Origin of the sequence: Altericista sp. CCNU0014, from assembly GCF_044923475.1 — a bacterium.
Taxonomy (GTDB): domain Bacteria; phylum Cyanobacteriota; class Cyanobacteriia; order Thermosynechococcales; family Thermosynechococcaceae; genus JAAURS01.
In genome coordinates, this window is the sequence record NZ_CP137338.1 from 1910784 (window position 1) to 1926628 (window position 15845).

Annotated in this window: 11 protein-coding genes; 5 read left to right on the forward strand and 6 right to left on the reverse strand. The window is 46.9% G+C overall.

Annotated elements, in window-relative coordinates:
• Window positions 1–33: 33 nt before the first annotated feature.
• Window positions 34–948: a tetratricopeptide repeat protein gene (locus tag R6H26_RS09520; protein WP_404790217.1), complete on the reverse strand. Its 915-nt coding sequence runs from the start codon at window positions 946–948 to the stop codon at window positions 34–36.
• A gap of 227 nt (window positions 949–1175) precedes the next feature.
• On the opposite strand from R6H26_RS09520, the gene R6H26_RS09525 reads away from it, so the two are divergent.
• Window positions 1176–1361, forward strand: a complete 186-nt coding sequence (locus R6H26_RS09525; RefSeq protein WP_404790218.1) for a hypothetical protein — start codon at window positions 1176–1178, stop codon at window positions 1359–1361.
• 61 nt (window positions 1362–1422) lie between these two features.
• Here R6H26_RS09525 and R6H26_RS09530 read toward each other — a convergent pair whose 3' ends face one another.
• The 3 genes from R6H26_RS09530 to R6H26_RS09540 all read right to left on the reverse strand — a co-directional run bounded on the left by R6H26_RS09530 (window position 1423) and on the right by R6H26_RS09540 (window position 8181).
• Window positions 1423–3174, reverse strand: a complete 1752-nt coding sequence (locus tag R6H26_RS09530; protein ID WP_404790219.1) for a R3H domain-containing nucleic acid-binding protein — start codon at window positions 3172–3174, stop codon at window positions 1423–1425.
• A 146-nt stretch (window positions 3175–3320) separates the two neighbouring features.
• Window positions 3321–7223, reverse strand: a complete 3903-nt coding sequence (locus tag R6H26_RS09535) for an NB-ARC domain-containing protein (RefSeq protein WP_404790220.1) — start codon at window positions 7221–7223, stop codon at window positions 3321–3323.
• A gap of 304 nt (window positions 7224–7527) precedes the next feature.
• Window positions 7528–8181, reverse strand: a complete 654-nt coding sequence (locus R6H26_RS09540; protein ID WP_404790221.1) for a Uma2 family endonuclease — start codon at window positions 8179–8181, stop codon at window positions 7528–7530.
• Window positions 8182–8412: 231 nt separating this feature from the next.
• Here R6H26_RS09540 and R6H26_RS09545 point away from each other — a divergent pair, with 231 nt between their 5' ends.
• Together R6H26_RS09545 and R6H26_RS09550 are read left to right on the forward strand one after the other, a co-directional pair.
• Complete coding sequence (locus tag R6H26_RS09545) at window positions 8413–9306, forward strand: DUF4351 domain-containing protein (RefSeq protein WP_404790222.1); 894 nt, start codon at window positions 8413–8415, stop codon at window positions 9304–9306.
• A gap of 249 nt (window positions 9307–9555) precedes the next feature.
• Window positions 9556–10422 (forward strand): Rpn family recombination-promoting nuclease/putative transposase, encoded by an 867-nt coding sequence (locus tag R6H26_RS09550; protein WP_404790223.1) that lies wholly within the window; start codon window positions 9556–9558, stop codon window positions 10420–10422.
• Between the two features lie 361 nt (window positions 10423–10783).
• On the opposite strand, the gene R6H26_RS09555 is transcribed toward R6H26_RS09550, so the two are convergent.
• Both R6H26_RS09555 and R6H26_RS09560 read right to left on the reverse strand, forming a co-directional pair.
• The gene (locus tag R6H26_RS09555; protein ID WP_404790224.1) at window positions 10784–11077 is read right to left on the reverse strand and encodes a hypothetical protein; all 294 of its coding nucleotides are present in this window, start codon (window positions 11075–11077) and stop codon (window positions 10784–10786) included.
• Between the two features lie 33 nt (window positions 11078–11110).
• Window positions 11111–11260 carry a hypothetical protein gene (locus R6H26_RS09560; RefSeq protein ID WP_404790225.1) on the reverse strand — a complete coding sequence of 50 codons (150 nt, stop codon included), beginning with the start codon at window positions 11258–11260 and terminating at the stop codon, window positions 11111–11113.
• Between the two features lie 599 nt (window positions 11261–11859).
• On the opposite strand from R6H26_RS09560, the gene R6H26_RS09565 reads away from it, so the two are divergent.
• Together R6H26_RS09565 and R6H26_RS09570 are read left to right on the forward strand one after the other, a co-directional pair.
• Window positions 11860–13605, forward strand: coding sequence for a hypothetical protein (locus tag R6H26_RS09565; protein WP_404790226.1), 1746 nt, complete (start codon window positions 11860–11862; stop codon window positions 13603–13605).
• 95 nt (window positions 13606–13700) lie between these two features.
• Window positions 13701–15635 carry an N-acetylmuramoyl-L-alanine amidase gene (locus tag R6H26_RS09570; RefSeq protein WP_404790227.1) on the forward strand — a complete coding sequence of 645 codons (1935 nt, stop codon included), beginning with the start codon at window positions 13701–13703 and terminating at the stop codon, window positions 15633–15635.
• Window positions 15636–15845 lie beyond the last annotated feature (210 nt).

Genomic DNA, 15845 nt, shown 5'->3' on the forward strand with positions numbered 1-15845 from the left:
TTCCCCATAGTGGGTAGAAGAAAGAGCTAAATTTTAAGGTTTATTTGGCTTGGCTGGCGCGGGTCTTTTTTGAATTTGAAGTGCCGGAGCTGTGACGGGCGCGGATTGAGCGAGGGTATCGCGGACTTTAGGGGTTGCCAAAATGGTCTGGGTATCGGCAATCAGGCGATCGCCCCAGAGGTTATCTTTCAAGAACTTGACGTCGCCATAGCGGCGATCCACGGCGATCGCCGCTGCGGCCAGGGTAGTGCCCTGTTCGACTTGACCTTGTTTGTAAAGGGCTGTGGCAAGCGCTAACTTTGGCTCTGCATTCTTTTCATCAATGGCGATCGCCGCTTTCCAGCTTTGAATTGCGCCATCGATATTACCCTGCTCGTACTGAACCAATCCGACATTATTGATGGCAGGCCAAAACTTTGCATCTTTGGCAGCAGCTTCTCTGTAGCGATCGATCGCGTCATCAAAACGCCCCATCCGAAGATAGGTATTGCCCAAGTCGAAGAGGGCTTCTGGGACGCCTGGTTTTGCCTTTAGCCCAGCCTGAAGGGCGCGCTCGGCAGCGGGATAATTGGCTTTGCGAAAATAAGCAGAGCCGAGGCTAAAGTTAACGCCTGCATTGTTGGGATTGAGCGATAGAGATTTTTCTAAAGCCTGGATGCCGGGGTCTAGTTTGTCGGTGCTCAGGTAAAGACCGCCTAAGAGCGCCCATGCTTCGGCAGAGGTGGGTAAAAGCTGCGTTGCCAGTTTTGTGCGCGCTAAGGCTGGTTCGTATTGCTGAAATTGCGCGAGCTGTACTGCTTCTCGCAAGAGTGCGATACCTGTTTTCTGTAACTCTTTTGCGTCCGGTGCCACCGTATGGGGAATAAAAGCTTGGCTGAGGGCGACCGGGGCGATGCCAAGTACGCTGCAAAGGACGAGTAAAGAAGCTAGGGTTGAACGATGAAGCACAATGTCTGGCCTTACGCAATAGAATGTCTCGTTAGCTAGCTTAGCCTAGATTGTCAGTTCGTCGCTGGCAGATTGAAAGGGGCGACTTGAGAGGCTTTGCTCAAAGGGTTGACACGCGTCGCTTAAAAGGAGGACGGATCTCTTCAAAACTAAGTTTCCGACGACTGGCAAATTGCTAGAGTAGGAATAGACTCAGATTCTCGTTTAACCTTCGTAAATAAATTTGCATGGAACGACAAACCGCACAAACTTGGCTGACGTCTATCGAGCAAAAGCGCGAGCTTTTGGTCCGTCTCCTAGAGCAACCCGACCTCGGTACGCTTAGGATCGATGTCAACCAAGCGCTTGAGGAAATGGACGATCTGATTGAAGAGTTCAAGCGTACTTTTCCGCCAGAACCGTTATTTTCGTAAGCTTGGCTCGTCCCTGGCTGAATTTTATTTTCAACCAGGGATGAGTTGAATGTTGCGCTAATCAAGCCGGATAAATCCGAAGGCGACGGTTGGGTTCCTCGCCAAAGCTTTGGGAATGCAGGCGATAGTGCTCGATGAGTTCGTGCTGCATTTTGCGGACTAGGGCGGGGCGGGGCAATAACTCGACAGGCTGACCTTTGGGGATGACAATTTGCTCGACTGCCAATCGCGCTTCTTCTAAGGCTTCCATTTCGTCGTTGTTGCGACCCGCAGAAAACATATTGATGTCCAATACCTCGGCATCTGGATCGTCCATATTCAGCAAGCGACGCAAGCCTCTGGCAATTTGCGGGATGGAGTTGGATTTAATGCTGACGATGGGCACTTGCTTAATGCGCGCCACCTGCTTGAGTTTGGCGTGGCTTTTGACGTGCGATCGCAGGGCAAACACCACATCCGCATGGTCGATATCTTTGGTCAGCAGGATGGGCAGTTGCAGGGTTTGGATCACCTGCTCTAGCTGCGATCGACTGACGGCGTAGGGGTAGACGTGCAGGGGCAGGTCTTCGCCATTGGGACCTGTTTTGCGCTCGAATTCCGGACTGAATCCATCCTGCTGCCGAAACGATTCGTCGAGGAGAGATTGAAAATCTCGAACGTTGGATCCGGGGGGTTCGAGTCCCATTGAAGGCAGCGGCAAGGGCTGAATGCGTCCTGCACCGCCCCACCCGGTTTTTGCGAGGCGGAGGGCATCGAGCTCGGAGGCGGGAGTGGGTGCTGGGGTTGGCTGGGATTGGATAATCTTAACTTCGCCCCGCTCGTCTACGGTGCGTTCCTGGGGAACGGGAACCCTACCGCGCAGGAGAGTATCGACTGAAATTGCGACGTCTTCGTGGATATTCCAACGCTGCCGCTCTAGCATTTCGATCGCAATTTCAAAGGTGGGAGGGGCTTTGCGCTCCAAAATGCTTTTTTGGGTGCCCCGCCGTCGCGCTTCGTCGTCGCCGAGGGTGACGGATTGGATGCCGCCGATCAAGTCCGAAAGGGTCGGATTTTTCATGAGGTTTTCGATGCGGTTGCCGTGGGCGGTACCGATGAGCTGCACGCCGCGTTCGGCAATGGTGCGGGAGGCGATCGCCTCCAGTTCCGTCCCGATTTCGTCGATCACGATGACTTCCGGCATGTGATTTTCCACGGCCTCGATCATGACTTGGTGCTGTAACTCAGGGCGCGCCACCTGCATGCGACGGGCGCGCCCGATCGCCGGATGGGGCACGTCGCCATCTCCGGCAATTTCGTTGGAGGTGTCAATAATCACGACGCGCTTGTCGAGTTCGTCAGCGAGGACGCGGGCAATTTCGCGCAGGGCGGTGGTTTTGCCAACGCCGGGACGACCCAAAAGTAAGATCGAGCGTCCGCTTTCGATCAGGTCGCGAATCATGAGGGTGGTGCCAAAGACGGCCCGCCCCACCCGGCAAGTCAGGCCAATAATGATGTCTTGACGGTTGCGCATGGCGCTAATGCGGTGGAGGGTGCGCTCGATGCCCGCTCGGTTGTCGCCGCTGAAGAGACCCACTTGGCTGATGCAGTAATCCAGTTCTTCGCGGGTGACGACGGTTTCGGAAAGCCGTTCTGCCACCCCAGGAAAACGGGCTTCGGGTTCCCGTCCCAGGTCGAGGACAATTTCAATCAGGGATTCTTTTTGGGGATGGTTTTGGAGGCGATCGCGTAAGTCGGGCGGCAGAATGTAGAGCAGCTTGTCTAGATCGTCGGTAGTCAGCTGTCTTTCTCCAGAGGCTGCTTGTTCGACCATAGTGATATGAGGATCGGTATTGCCGATTTTATGGGTTGATACGGGAGTGCTAGTGTTGAGAACTTCAAAGTCCCACGTTTTGGGCGTTGTTGCGGGTCATGACTCTCCCCTCTCAAAGTGCTGAACCCATTCTGACAAAGATTTCCTCAACCTGACCATGAATTTTGGCTTAAATTCAAGAATTCGTCTGTGCGGTTGCAGATTGCGCCCAGAACGGTCAGCGTTTGGCGTTGGGCATCGGTCAGTCCTTGGGTGTCGCTAATATTCATCCCTGCATAGGGACGCGGAACTTCTAAGCGTTGGAGGGGTTCCCCGGTTGTTAAGTCCCAACATTGAATGGTTTCATCTTGACTCCCGCTCAGCAAGATATGGGCAGAAACTAAAGCTAAGGACCAGGCCCAATGATCGTGACCGGACAGGGTTTGGAGGCATTGACCTGTCTGTAAGTCCCATTGTTTAACAGTGCGATCGCCGCTACTGCTGAACAACTGCCGACCATCGGCACTAAAGCGAAGGCAGAGCACCGATTGGGAATGGCCGCTGAGGGTTTGGAGGCGATCGCCTGTTTCTACATCCCACAGAATAATATTTCCGTCTTCTCCGGCGGTTGCGAGCCACTGGCTATTGGGGCTGAAGGCCACTGCCCAGACGCGATTGGGGTGGGCGTACCAGGTGTGAACGCATTCGCCGGACTCAGGATGCCAGAGCTTTAGCATTTGCTCGTAGCCGCCGGACGCCAGCCATTGCCCGTCGGGGCTAAAGGCAACGGAGAGGGCTGAACCGAGATGGCCTTCTAGGGTATGGGTACAGTGGCCTGTTTTGAGATCCCACAGCTTCACGGTGCGATCGTAGCTGGCGCTGGCGAGGGTTTTGCTATTGGGATGAAAGGCAACATCCCAGATCCAGCTTTGGTGGCCTTGAAGCGTGAGGCGACATTGGTAGGTCTCTGGATTCCAGAGTTTAATGGTACGGTCGAGGCTGCCGCTAGCGAGGGTATGACCGTCGGGGCTAAAGGCGATCGCCAGAATCCGGTTTTGATGTCCCCGCAGGGTTTGGAATGGTTCAAGAGAGGGGCGAATTGGATTTGGCGGAGCGAAAGCGTACCGCTCTCGATCGGTTGGGCCGTTTGACACCTTCGATCCCCCTAAATCCCCCTTAAAAAGGGGGACTTTGAGTTCTAGTTCCCCCTTTTTAAGGGGGTTAGGGGGATCGAATGCAGAATCTCCAGTTTTGTCTAGAGATTTATGTGGCTCTAGAGGTGAAGATGGCACTGGCCACAAACGAACGGTTTGATCTTCGTGGGCGCTGGCCAGGAGGGTGCCGTTGGGATGGAGGGCGATCGCATAAATGCCGTTGCTGTGGCCCTGAAGCGTATTGGTAGGGTCACCTGTGACAGAATTCCAGAAGCGAGCAGTATGGTCATCGCCGCCGCTGGCGAGGAGATTGCCCTTGGGGTGAAACTTAACGCACCAAATCCGGTTGGTATGTTTATTCAGGATTTGAGTACAGATTCCGGTTCGAGCATTCCAGAGACGAACGGTTCGATCGTAGCTGCCGCTGGCAAGGGTGCGACCTTTAGGGCTAAAAGCCACGCTGAGAACCGGGGCTTGATGACCGGACAGCGTATGCAAGCAAGTGGCCGTGGCGGTACACCACAGTTTGAGGGTGCCGTCCATGCTGGCGCTGGCGAGTTGGAGTCCATCGGGGCTGAGGGCGATCGCCATGATCCATTGGGTGTGTCCGGTAAAGACTTTAAGGCAGGTTCCGGTGTGCAGATCCCAGTAGCGAATGCAGTTATCTTCGCCGCCGCTGTAGAAATGCTGGCCGTCGGGGGCAAAGACGGCCCCCCAAACGCACTTCTCATGACCGAGAAAGGTTTGCATGCAGTTTCCCGTGGACAAGTTCCACTGCTTGACGGTGCCATCGGTACTGCAACTTAGCAAAGAAAGTCCATCCGGGCTAAAGGTCACATCCGTCACGATGTTGGTATGTCCTTTTAGAATTTTGTGACAGTGACCTGTGGCAGTGTCCCAGAGGCGAATGGTTTGATCTTGCCCGCAACTGGCCAGCAGCGCGCTATTGGGGCTAAAGGCAACGGCCCAAGTCCAAAAATCGTGCCCGATACATTTTGCGGTGGGGTGCATTCCGTTCACCGACCACAGGGCGACGTTGCCGTTGCTGTCGCAGGTGGCAAAGCGGTTGCCGTCGGGGCTAAAGGCAAGGTGAGTGATACCGCCGAAGGTGTTGGCAAAGCTGCATTGGCGAAAGGTGGCTTGGGTAAAGTTCGTACGGCGCAGGGAAATATCGTGCAGAATGGCTTGGCGCAGGGTCAGACCAGAGAAGTCTTGGCCTACAAGGTCGGTTTTCAGGTGACGAAACAGGTTCAACAGGTTGCCGCCGCCGTAGCCGATCTGGTGGGTAGGTAGGGTTTGCAGATGTTGGCGTAGAGTGTGCAATTGTTGGGAGAGGGCGATCGCACTGCCAAAGTGCCCCATCAACCTCGTAGCAAGGGGGTCTAGAATGAGGCGCGTTTGACAATCGCGGAGGTTGTCTTCGATTTGGGCTTTCACGAGGGCATGGCTCAGGAAGGCTTGGGGGGCGATCGCCTTGATTTCACTACATACTCGCTGAATCAGCTCGTCGATGAGACATTCCATGATGACGGGCTGGAGGGTAAAGCGAATGGATTGCCCCTCACCCCCAACCCCTCTCCCATAGGGAGAGGGGGGTAAGAGTTGCTCGTCGGTTGTTGTGTTGGCTAAGGAATTTTCTTGTTCCTTCTTCCCATAGGAGAGGGTGAGGGTGAGGGCCGCCTTTGCCGTCTCGATGAGAGATCGCCGTTTCAGCGACTCCAACGCTTCCAGAAGCTTGGATTTGGTCGGCTCCGGCACTAAATCTTCTAACAGTTGGGCGAAGGAGACGGGTTCGGAATTGATGGCTAACCAGTAGAGGATGGCTTGTTCTAGGGCTGACAGGCGCTCTAGCTGTTTGACGAGAAGTTTTTGGAGTCCGTTAAAAACCCCGGAACCCTGCTGCAAGAACTGAGCAATGTTGCCATCGAATAAATCGCGAATGGAAGTAGAGATAATTTTGAGGGCGAGGGGATGGCCTCGGTAGTAGTCGATGAGGCGCTGAAAGTCTTGTTCGGTTCCTGAAAGTTCTTTTTGACGGAGGATTTGGGCGCTGGCGGCGGGGTCTAGTCCATTGAGGTAAAGGGTGCGGACGGGGAGGCGATCGCCTTCCATCCCATCAATACCTTGTGGTTTCTCGCGACTGGTGATGAGAACGCAACTATTGTGGGCAATTTCTCCGACATACTGAAGCAGTTCGCCATAGTCTTCATAGGCGGGTTGAAAGACGCCGCCCAGTTGTTCGCCTTGCAGAAGTACGTCGAAGTTATCCAGAATAATGAGGCAGCGGCTTTGGCGCAGGTATTCGATCAGTTGTTCGAGTTTACCTGGGGTATTATCCGGCAGAGTTTTCTCAGGGGAGGGTGCCAGAACCTTGAGCAAATTGTTGAGGAGGTCGCCCAGGGGCGGGGCGGCTTTGAGCGATCGCCAGATCAGCACCTCGAATTCGTCTTGCAGGGTTTGGGCGAAGCGAATGGTAAAGGAGGTTTTGCCCATACCGCCCATGCCTAGGATGCTGATGAGCCGACAGCGATTTTCTTTAATCCATGGGGTGAGAGTGGTGAACTCGCGATCGCGTCCAAAAAAGACCGGGACATCGGCAGCAGTGCCCCAATCGACGAAGCGCGATGGCGCTATAACGGGAGTCAGAATGGTTGCGCGTTGCCCTCGCTCGCGACGACGCAAAACGGTTTTGAAGTTGCTTTTAGAAACTTTTTCGTTGAGAGATTGGGACAATTTTCGCCAGAGCTGAAACCCTACATCGCGGATATAGTCGTCATCGTAGCCCGTGGTTTCGGCAATTTGGGTATAGGTTTGCCCTTCCCAACACCCGCGCACGATCAGTTCTTGGAGATTGCTTAGCCCATCAGTCGTCAGGGCGGCATCTAGCGCCGCTAATGCTTCTTCAACAGATTCCATTAGCTATCCCCCAGCCCAAAGGTGTCCAATCCCGTCATCCCCTAAAACAATCTCTAGACAAGGATTTATGCATTCAGCCACCCAATCTAACCTCTCTTAATGGAAAAGACCAGATTTTTCATGATTTTTCCCCACAGACCCATTATTGAGAAGGATCTAGTCTGTCTATGGATAAACAAATTACCGTTTAGGGCTTACCCCCCGCCTTCACGGTCAAGCACGTCCACCAATCCCAAGAGTCAAACATAAGGCTTTCTCGATGCGGTCTTATGTTTGGCTTCTCTAGAAGGCAAGTCGATCTTTTTTATTCTGGTAGGCGATTGGGGTCGATACCTTGCGATCGCAGATAATCCTCCAACTGCGCGGCCCGATGTTCGGCTTTTTCCCGTGCTTTGCTTTCTTGTTCGACGGCGCTTAAGTGGCGATCGCCTTGGGCATTGAACCAAGTTAAAACTTCTCGCTGCCAACCTGCTATCTCTGTCTGATGGCGACCGATGCCCAATCCGACTTCAGGCATCCAGTAGGGTTCGCCAATTTGCAGTCGATACTGGCCGGATTCTAGTTTGTAGACTTCAAAGGGCTGATGGCGATCGCGTTGCCAGTACACAGGGTTGTAGATGACGTAGTAAAGAACCCCTAGCTTTGCGTAGATGTCCATTTTTTCATCATATTCACCGCCAGTCGTTTGCGAGACGACCTCTAAGGTCAAAATAGGGGCTATGTCATTTTCTTCCCATACGGCGTAGCTGGATCTTCCCTGGCCCTGGTGGCTGGCCTTAATCCGCTCAACGCCCAAGCTTAAAAAGGCATCGGGAACAACGGGAACTCTGGCGTTAATACCCGTCGTGTGGTACACCGCCATATCCACTCCAAAGAACCAGTCTGTCCGCTCTGACCACAGGCTATTCAATAGGAATAACAGCAGATTGGGCAGCAGGTTTTGATCTTCGTTATCCACAGGTATATCGTCGGAGCAGGGTAGCTCACTAGTGCTGGGAAGGACTGAGCGGAGCGGTTGGGAGATCACGAGCGGAGCCTTGAAGAACTCTACTTGCTCATTATATTAGCCTGCCGAAAAAGTAGCGCTGAAGCAATGACTTCGTGGTTGCACTCTGAGTATCGGTGACTCGGACTCCAAGACATTAATCATGATATGGGATGATAAAGGTTTTCTCTGACCCCATGTAGCATGACCAAAAATAGCTCAGACCAGTTTTCTAAGCAGTTCCTAGAAGAAATACTCGCACCCTTTGGAACTGTTGAAACAAGCTATGAGGTAGCGGGTGAACCCCAATGGGTGGATCTTTATTTTATCCCTACTAACCCACCTGCAATACAAGAACTGGGACTGCTAGGACGAATGGCTCAAACTGCTTGTCTGATTGAGCCATTCCGCAATCAGCCTACTCCTTCGGAAGTCCGTAGCTGTCTGCGCAAGCTCTACCAAGTCCATGGAAACTATCAACGCAAAGCTAGACGAGAACGACAATCTATTCAAGACACTGACCTGCCCCAGCTTTGGATTCTGGCCTCATCTGCTTCTGAGACACTGCTGAATGGTTTTGGGGGTTCTTTTAGTGCAGATTGGGAGACGGGAGTCTATTTTATGCATCCTCTGTTAAAAGTCGCTATTGTTGCTATCAATCAGCTTCCCCGGACTGAAGAAACGCTATTTTTGCGGTTACTGGGCAAGGGTCAAATCCAAAAGCAGGCTGTGGACGAGGTTATTGCTTTTGATGCAAAAGAACCGAAACGGACGGCTATACTAAAGTTATTATCCAACTGGAAAATCAGTCTTGAGATGACAAATCAAGCCGCAGCAGATGAGGAGCTAATGATGGTTTTATCGCAAGCTTATCTGGAATGGGAGCAACAAACGGAGCAACGGGGACGTCAAGAGGGTGCTCTTGGAGAAGCTCAAGCCCTTATACTACGACAATTAACACGCCGTATTGGTCAAGTATCCTCAACAATGCGATCGCAGGTTGAATCTTTGTCTTTACCTCAACTTGAATCTTTGGGCGAAGCATTACTCGATTTTTCTAGTTCGACTGATTTAGACCAGTGGCTGAAATCGCATTGATAACCTAAGCGCGATCGCCCCGTAGTCTTCCAATCCATAAGCGATCACCACCGTCAGCCAAGCCATCCCAAACGGCTTTATGATTGGGCTGTTCTTTGGGCGATCGCATGTGTTTGGCTTTGGCACTTCAGCTTAATTTGCCAGCACTGACGGCAGATAAAGCTTGGAGCAAGAAATCTAAGTCATCCCCACGCTAAAGCTCTGTCTCTTTAGCCTTGGCTAGAAACCCTTCAATGCTAAAATTCTTCAATGGCGTTTGATTCTACCTGTAAGTTCCTCGCTGAAAGCTTTCCCAGCGATTTTGCCACTTGGTTGCTTGGCAAGCCCATTGTTTTTTCTAAGCTCAGCCCTTCGGAACTCTCCCTTGAACCCATTCGGGCAGACGCTTTGATTCTGTTCGATTCCGATGATCTCATTCTCCACATTGAGTTCCAAACTGAGCCTGACCCTGATATGCCTTTCCGGCTGGCAGATTATCGCCTCAGGATTTTTAGACGATTTCCTGGAAAACAAGTCCGGCAGATCGTCATTTATTTGAACCCCACCACTTCTGAACTGGTTTACCAGACTGCTTTTGCCATTCCTGGTACTCGGCATGAATTTGAGGTCATTCGCCTCTGGGAGCAGCCCACGGATATTTTTTTTGAGGCTCTGGGGTTGCTGCCTTTGGCTGTTTTATCCAATACTCAAGATAAGAACGATATCCTACGGCAGGTTGCTTCACGAATTGACGCGATTCCTGAATTGAGAACTCAGGCTAACCTCGCGGCCTCTGCGAGTCTTCTGGCTGGGCTAGTATTGAAGAAAGATTTCATTCATCAGGTGCTTCGGAGAGAAATCATGCAGCAATCCGTGATCTATCAAGAGTGGCGAGAAGAGTTTTTGCAAGAAGGCAAGCTTGAAGGCAAACGGGAGGGCAAACTTGAGGGCAAGCTTGAAGAGGCTTTTTCGCTGGTTTGTCGGCAACTCTCGCGGCGCATTGGCAACATTTCTCCTGAATTAAGCGCTCAGGTACAGGCTTTACCTCTCACGCAGATCGAAGCGTTGGGTGAGGCTCTCCTGGATTTCTCAAGCCCTAATGATTTGACAAGCTGGCTTCACAATAATCAGGGCTAAAACGGTTGCCCTGTGGAGCTGTTCTTTGGGCGATCGCACGTACTTAGCTTTGGCGCTTCAGCTTAATTTGCCAGCGTTGACGGCAGATAAGGCTTGGAGCAAGGTGAATGCTGGTGTTGTGGCGTAACTGGTTCGTTAGCCATATGGCATGATGTACGGTAGAGGCGATTTTAGAAGCATCATGACAACCTAATCAACAGATCCGCCAACAAGTCGAGAATTTAACGCCGGATGAGCAGATTCTTTTGTTAGGGGAGTTAGCTTCAATAGTAGGTCATCGCATCCGTCCAAATCCTAAGCACAGCATTATAGATCTGGAAGGGTTAGGCAAGGAAATTTGGCAAGGCGTGGACGCTCAGGTCTATGTTGATGGGGAACGGTCTTCATGGAAGGGGTAGGTCAGCAGAAAACATTGAACTGGCTTAGCAATATCGCGATATTCTGCTGAGTCAAGAAAATCTATGGAAGCATTTCTCATGCCGATAAAATGATCGCTTCTAAAAAAGAGCGGGACATCGGGAGCTGTGCCCCAATTGGCTAAGCGCGATGGTGCTGAAGCGGGAGCTAAAGCTGTAGCGTGCTGCCGTTGGGCACGACGACGCAACACGGTTTTGAAGTTGCGTTTAGAAACTTCTTCGTTGAGGGTTTGGGGCAATCTTCGCCAGAGCTGAAACCCTACATCGCTGGCTTAGTGGTCATCATAGCGTGTGGTTTCGGCAATTTGGGTATAGGTTTGTCTTTCCCAATATCCGCGTGCGATCGGTTCTTGAAGATTACTTAGCCCATCGGACATTAGGACGGCACCTAGCGCCACTAATGTTTCTTCAACGGATTTCATTCATTCTCCCCCAGCCCAAGGGTGTCCAACCCCGCCAGCCCCTAAAACAATTGGGAGACAAGGGTTTATGCATTCAGCTACCAAATCTAAGCTCTCTTCATGGAAATGACCAGATTTTTCATGATTTTTTCCCACAGACTCTTCTATTGGAGAGGCTTTAGTCTGTCTATAGATAAACAATTAACTGTTTAAGACCTACCCCCGCCTTGTCAAGCACGTCCACCAATCCTAATAGTCAGATATAAGGTTTTCTTGATAAGGTCTTATATTTAGCTTTTCTAAAACGGTTGAAATATCACTTAAGAATGATGATGAACATAAGTTTACCCTCTTTACTTTTCCATGGCGGCAGGTTGTAAAACTAGCTATGAATGTACTGAGTCACAAAAGAAGTTGTCTCTGAGCGAAATAGGCAAATCCCAAAGCAAGATGTGCAAAGGCAACATAGCGAGGAATAATATCTTCCAGTGACAACCCAGGAATCGCCTGGAATATTTATTTTAAAGTAATTTTTAGAATTAATAACTCTAAAAAATAAAGAACTATTTAAGCTAAAGCTACGAAAATATTTCTATGTTCTAATACTTAGGTCATATTCCATGGTATATAAGAAAGTCAATAAATTTAACAGAAAAATAGATGCAGCGATTAGTTCAACAAAATTAAATTTTAACACAAAAATATTATTCTCAATTTTGTTCATAATTGGCTTTTATTTAAGTTCAACCTTTGTGAGTTTTGGCCTGACATCGCCAGAAGCAACAACTTCTTCTCAAAATATATCTAGAGGAGAAACTATTACATATTCATTTAAAAATGTTCTAGCTCAGCCTCAAGCAAAAGATTCAGATGTTTCATTAATTCTTGACAAAGAAAACGAAATAAAAGCTGAAAATATATATTTTAATAGCTCCAATAAATTCATGATTGAATCAGCTGATTTTATTATTCCTGAGAGTGCAAAGCTTGGAAAACAAGCAAGAAAAATAAAACTTCTAAGTAACTCAAAATCTAGAATTATACCTATAAAGAGTAATAGATTAATAATTTCAAGTTTTGAAGGAGATCTGCTTCCACAGATAGAAGCAATTTCCCCATCTACAATTTTTCCATCTAAAAACACTTATTCATTTAATTTAATAGGCAAAGATTTTAGTCAGAAGGCTGATGATAATAAACTTAAATTTTCAACACAAAAAGATAATAAAGGTAAATATATTGGAGCAAAAAATTTAGATGTGTGTTGGATTATTGACAATAATAATGATAATTCAATCTGCGACAAAAATGCAATTATAGGTAAAGTAATTGATGATCGAGAAATTGAATTTAAAAATATTTCTAATGCTAATATGTCTGATGGATTTCTGAAAGAAATTGGAATACAAGTCCAGGTTGGAGATAAAACTTCCAATTTTAATACCTTATTTTTGTCTCCAGTTCCAAAATGGATACCGATCATGGCTTCCATATTGGGAACCATTGCATTATCTTTACTTTTGCTTTCAATATCTAATTCTCTTTTTATTGATTCTGAAACAAACACCTACAGCCTTTCAAGATTTCAATTTTATATTTGGACGTTCACTTGTATTTTAGGTTACTTACTATTACTACTTTCAAAAACTTTGATCCAAGGAAAAGCTGATTTTATTGATATACCTTCTGGATTGCCAAGTATTATTTTAATTAGTGGGACAACATTTGCCTTGACGGAAGGAATAAGTAATGCAAAGGGTAGTAAAGGAGCAGGGGATATAAAACCTAAATTAAAAGATTTTATCAGTACCGGAGGCGTTGTAGTTCCTGAACGTGTACAATTATTTATTTGGACAATAATTGGAGTACTTACATTTATTTTTGTAATATTTTTTAGATCTCCTGAAAATATTCAAGACTTACCTGAAATTCCTCAAGGATTTTTACAACTAATGGGTGTTAGTTCATTAGGATATATTGGTGGGAAAACAGCTCGAAAACCAGGCCCTATTATAAATGGAATTAATGCCGACTATAACGATCAAAAACTACGTTTAATTTTATATGGTAGTAAACTTTCTCCAAATTGTACTTGTGAGATTAATAATCAAAAAGTATTGTCTGAATTCATTGAAGGGAATAAGCCAAAAGTAAAAGAGAACGATAGTGCTAATGACTCGAGTTTTGCCAATAGTCTAGAGCTAATTATTAATTTTTCAGATCAATACCTAATAAAGGAAGCTAATAACAATAAAATCAACAAATCAAGTGAAAATATTTTAAAGATAATAAATCCAGATGGACAATATGCAGAATGGGGGTTTAAGTTTTTGCACGAGATCCAAAAACAAAGCCAAAAAGATTGATCAATAAATACTCAGCTTTATATTTGTTTTGATCTCACTAATATTATTGATTATGATTATTCATAGAAAATAGGAATACTATTGGAGATATTTTTATGGATTCTGATTTAATGCTTAATGAAAATAAATTTACATGGAGCCAGTTCGTAAATGATCTAAAGAATATGGATTCTCAATATCCAAGACTAAAAATTGCATATTTAGCTCAATGTATATTGGAGTCAGCATCAGGAACTAGTGATTTATTCGTACAACTTGGTAATCCAACTGGATTAAAATTTCGTCCAGAAATGGAAGGTTTTGCTAATTCTGTTTGGCTACGAACTCCAACAGAGCCAAACGGAGAAAACTGGTGCAGCTGGGATACACCAATAGATGCTATTAAAGGTTATTGGAGATTCATTAGCCGTAGTATTTATTCGGGATGGGAAAGCTTTAGTGAAAATCCAGAAGCATACATTAAGCACATTGTTGCTCGGGGATATGCCACTGATCCTAAGTACACCAAAAAAGTAATACCACTTTTTATTAAGGCAATTCAGTTACTTCAAGAAGGAAATATTATGCTGACATTAGATTCTTTATCTACAGACGAAGTGATCGCTTCTTGGTTTAATCTTGACTTAGGTCAAGATCGAGAAGCTATTCTTTATGCCATGAATTCAGAACAAAGCATTAGTTCTTTAAAGAGTCCCATCAAAAAAGAGATCTTGGCTTTTTTAGACCACCATGACCAAGCAAAAACTTTACGCTTATCTCAAAAAGTCAAAGTTATCGATAAAGAGCAGCTAAATCAGTTAAATCGTTATCCAAATGACAAAGTAAGCTGGTTTCAGTTTTGGCGAAATGAATCTGATAATTCTACTGTTTTAGTTGGATTCTCTGGGGGGAACGCGATCAATGCAATCAAATCAAATAACACTAGACTTATTATTGATTTTTTAAAAGCTCATCCTAAAGCTAATACTGTCCAAGCAGCTAATATGGAATCAGTCATATCTATAGTTTCTTCGCCAGTTGAAAGTTCTCTAGGACGGAGTAGCCATGGTTCAACTAATGCAGCACAACGCCCATCAAACATTGAGGTAATCGGTGGCTGTCCTAATTATAGTTCTCGTGGCAATCAAGGAATTGATGCCATTGTTTTACATTACACAACTAGTCGTAATGTTCAGGGATCAATTTCATGGTTTAAAAATCCAGAGAGTGAAGTATCAGCACATTACATTGTTGATAGAGATGGCAAGATTTATCAACTAGTTAATGATAGTGATAAAGCTTGGCATTGCTATGGATTTAATACGACATCAATCGGCATCGAGCACGTTGCGCAACAAGGAGATAGGCTGACATCTGAACAGGAGAATTCCTCAGTTCAGCTAATTCGATGGCTTTGTAAAGAATATAAAATCTCAAAAGATCGAATCTTTGGTCACAATTGGAATCCAAACCAACCTGGTGGTACATCTTGCCCTGGCTCATTGTGGCATAGCGCTGAAGAACTACGAGAGTGGGTTGAGAAAAATGTTATCGATGTTAATGAGGCTGATATTGGTTCATTTAATGAGGATCTTCATCCTGCTGCGTCTGAGGCATTGCGAACTTCTCCTATAGTGAAAAAGTTAATACCGGATTCTCCATTTGAGTTATACGTGACACCTCATATTCAATATGGAGAAATTTGCAAATGGGAAGAGCGCAGAAGATTTGTCACTCAGACTCAGTGTGATGTTTCATTAAAGATTTGTCAGTTCTTGGAGACAGTCCGAAGTGCGTTTAATAATCGTCCGGTAATTATTACAAGTGGCCATAGACCCCGTCCAGTTAATGAAGAACAGGGCGGTGCAATCGACTCTGAGCATCTTTACAATCAAGGTAGAGGTGCAATTGACTTCTATATTGATGGAGCTGATGTGTACAATGTTCAAGACTATTGTTTAAAAGAGTGGCCTTATTCTGTTGGTCGCGGAGCACCAAAAGGATTTGTACATATTGGCTATGGACGAGGAAAGGTTCAATGGGATTATTAAGGTAACTTAGCGTTACATATTTTCTCGCGGTATAAATACTCTCTTAATGGTGCAGAAAACTTTTTTAGCTTTGTCTGAATTGATCATTTGACTCTAAAAAAGGTCTAAAGTCTCGAATCTAGGTTGTCTCTTAGCAGTATCTTTGATAATCTCGATTAGATAGGAATCTTTACTTCACAAAGGTTTTACGAATTTTCTGCACCACCAAGA

Bases quoted from the DNA above. Each gene is read 5' to 3' on its own strand.
- R6H26_RS09565 (WP_404790226.1), top strand. From the start codon at position 11,860: ATGGTATATAAGAAAGTCAATAAATTTAACAGAAAAATAGATGCAGCG.
- R6H26_RS09560 (WP_404790225.1), bottom strand. From the start codon at position 11,260: ATGAAATCCGTTGAAGAAACATTAGTGGCGCTAGGTGCCGTCCTAATG.
- R6H26_RS09550 (WP_404790223.1), top strand. From the start codon at position 9,556: ATGGCGTTTGATTCTACCTGTAAGTTCCTCGCTGAAAGCTTTCCCAGC.
- R6H26_RS09530 (WP_404790219.1), bottom strand. From the start codon at position 3,174: ATGGTCGAACAAGCAGCCTCTGGAGAAAGACAGCTGACTACCGACGAT.
- R6H26_RS09535 (WP_404790220.1), bottom strand. From the start codon at position 7,223: ATGGAATCTGTTGAAGAAGCATTAGCGGCGCTAGATGCCGCCCTGACG.
- R6H26_RS09570 (WP_404790227.1), top strand. From the start codon at position 13,701: ATGGATTCTGATTTAATGCTTAATGAAAATAAATTTACATGGAGCCAG.
- R6H26_RS09545 (WP_404790222.1), top strand. From the start codon at position 8,413: ATGACCAAAAATAGCTCAGACCAGTTTTCTAAGCAGTTCCTAGAAGAA.
- R6H26_RS09525 (WP_404790218.1), top strand. From the start codon at position 1,176: ATGGAACGACAAACCGCACAAACTTGGCTGACGTCTATCGAGCAAAAG.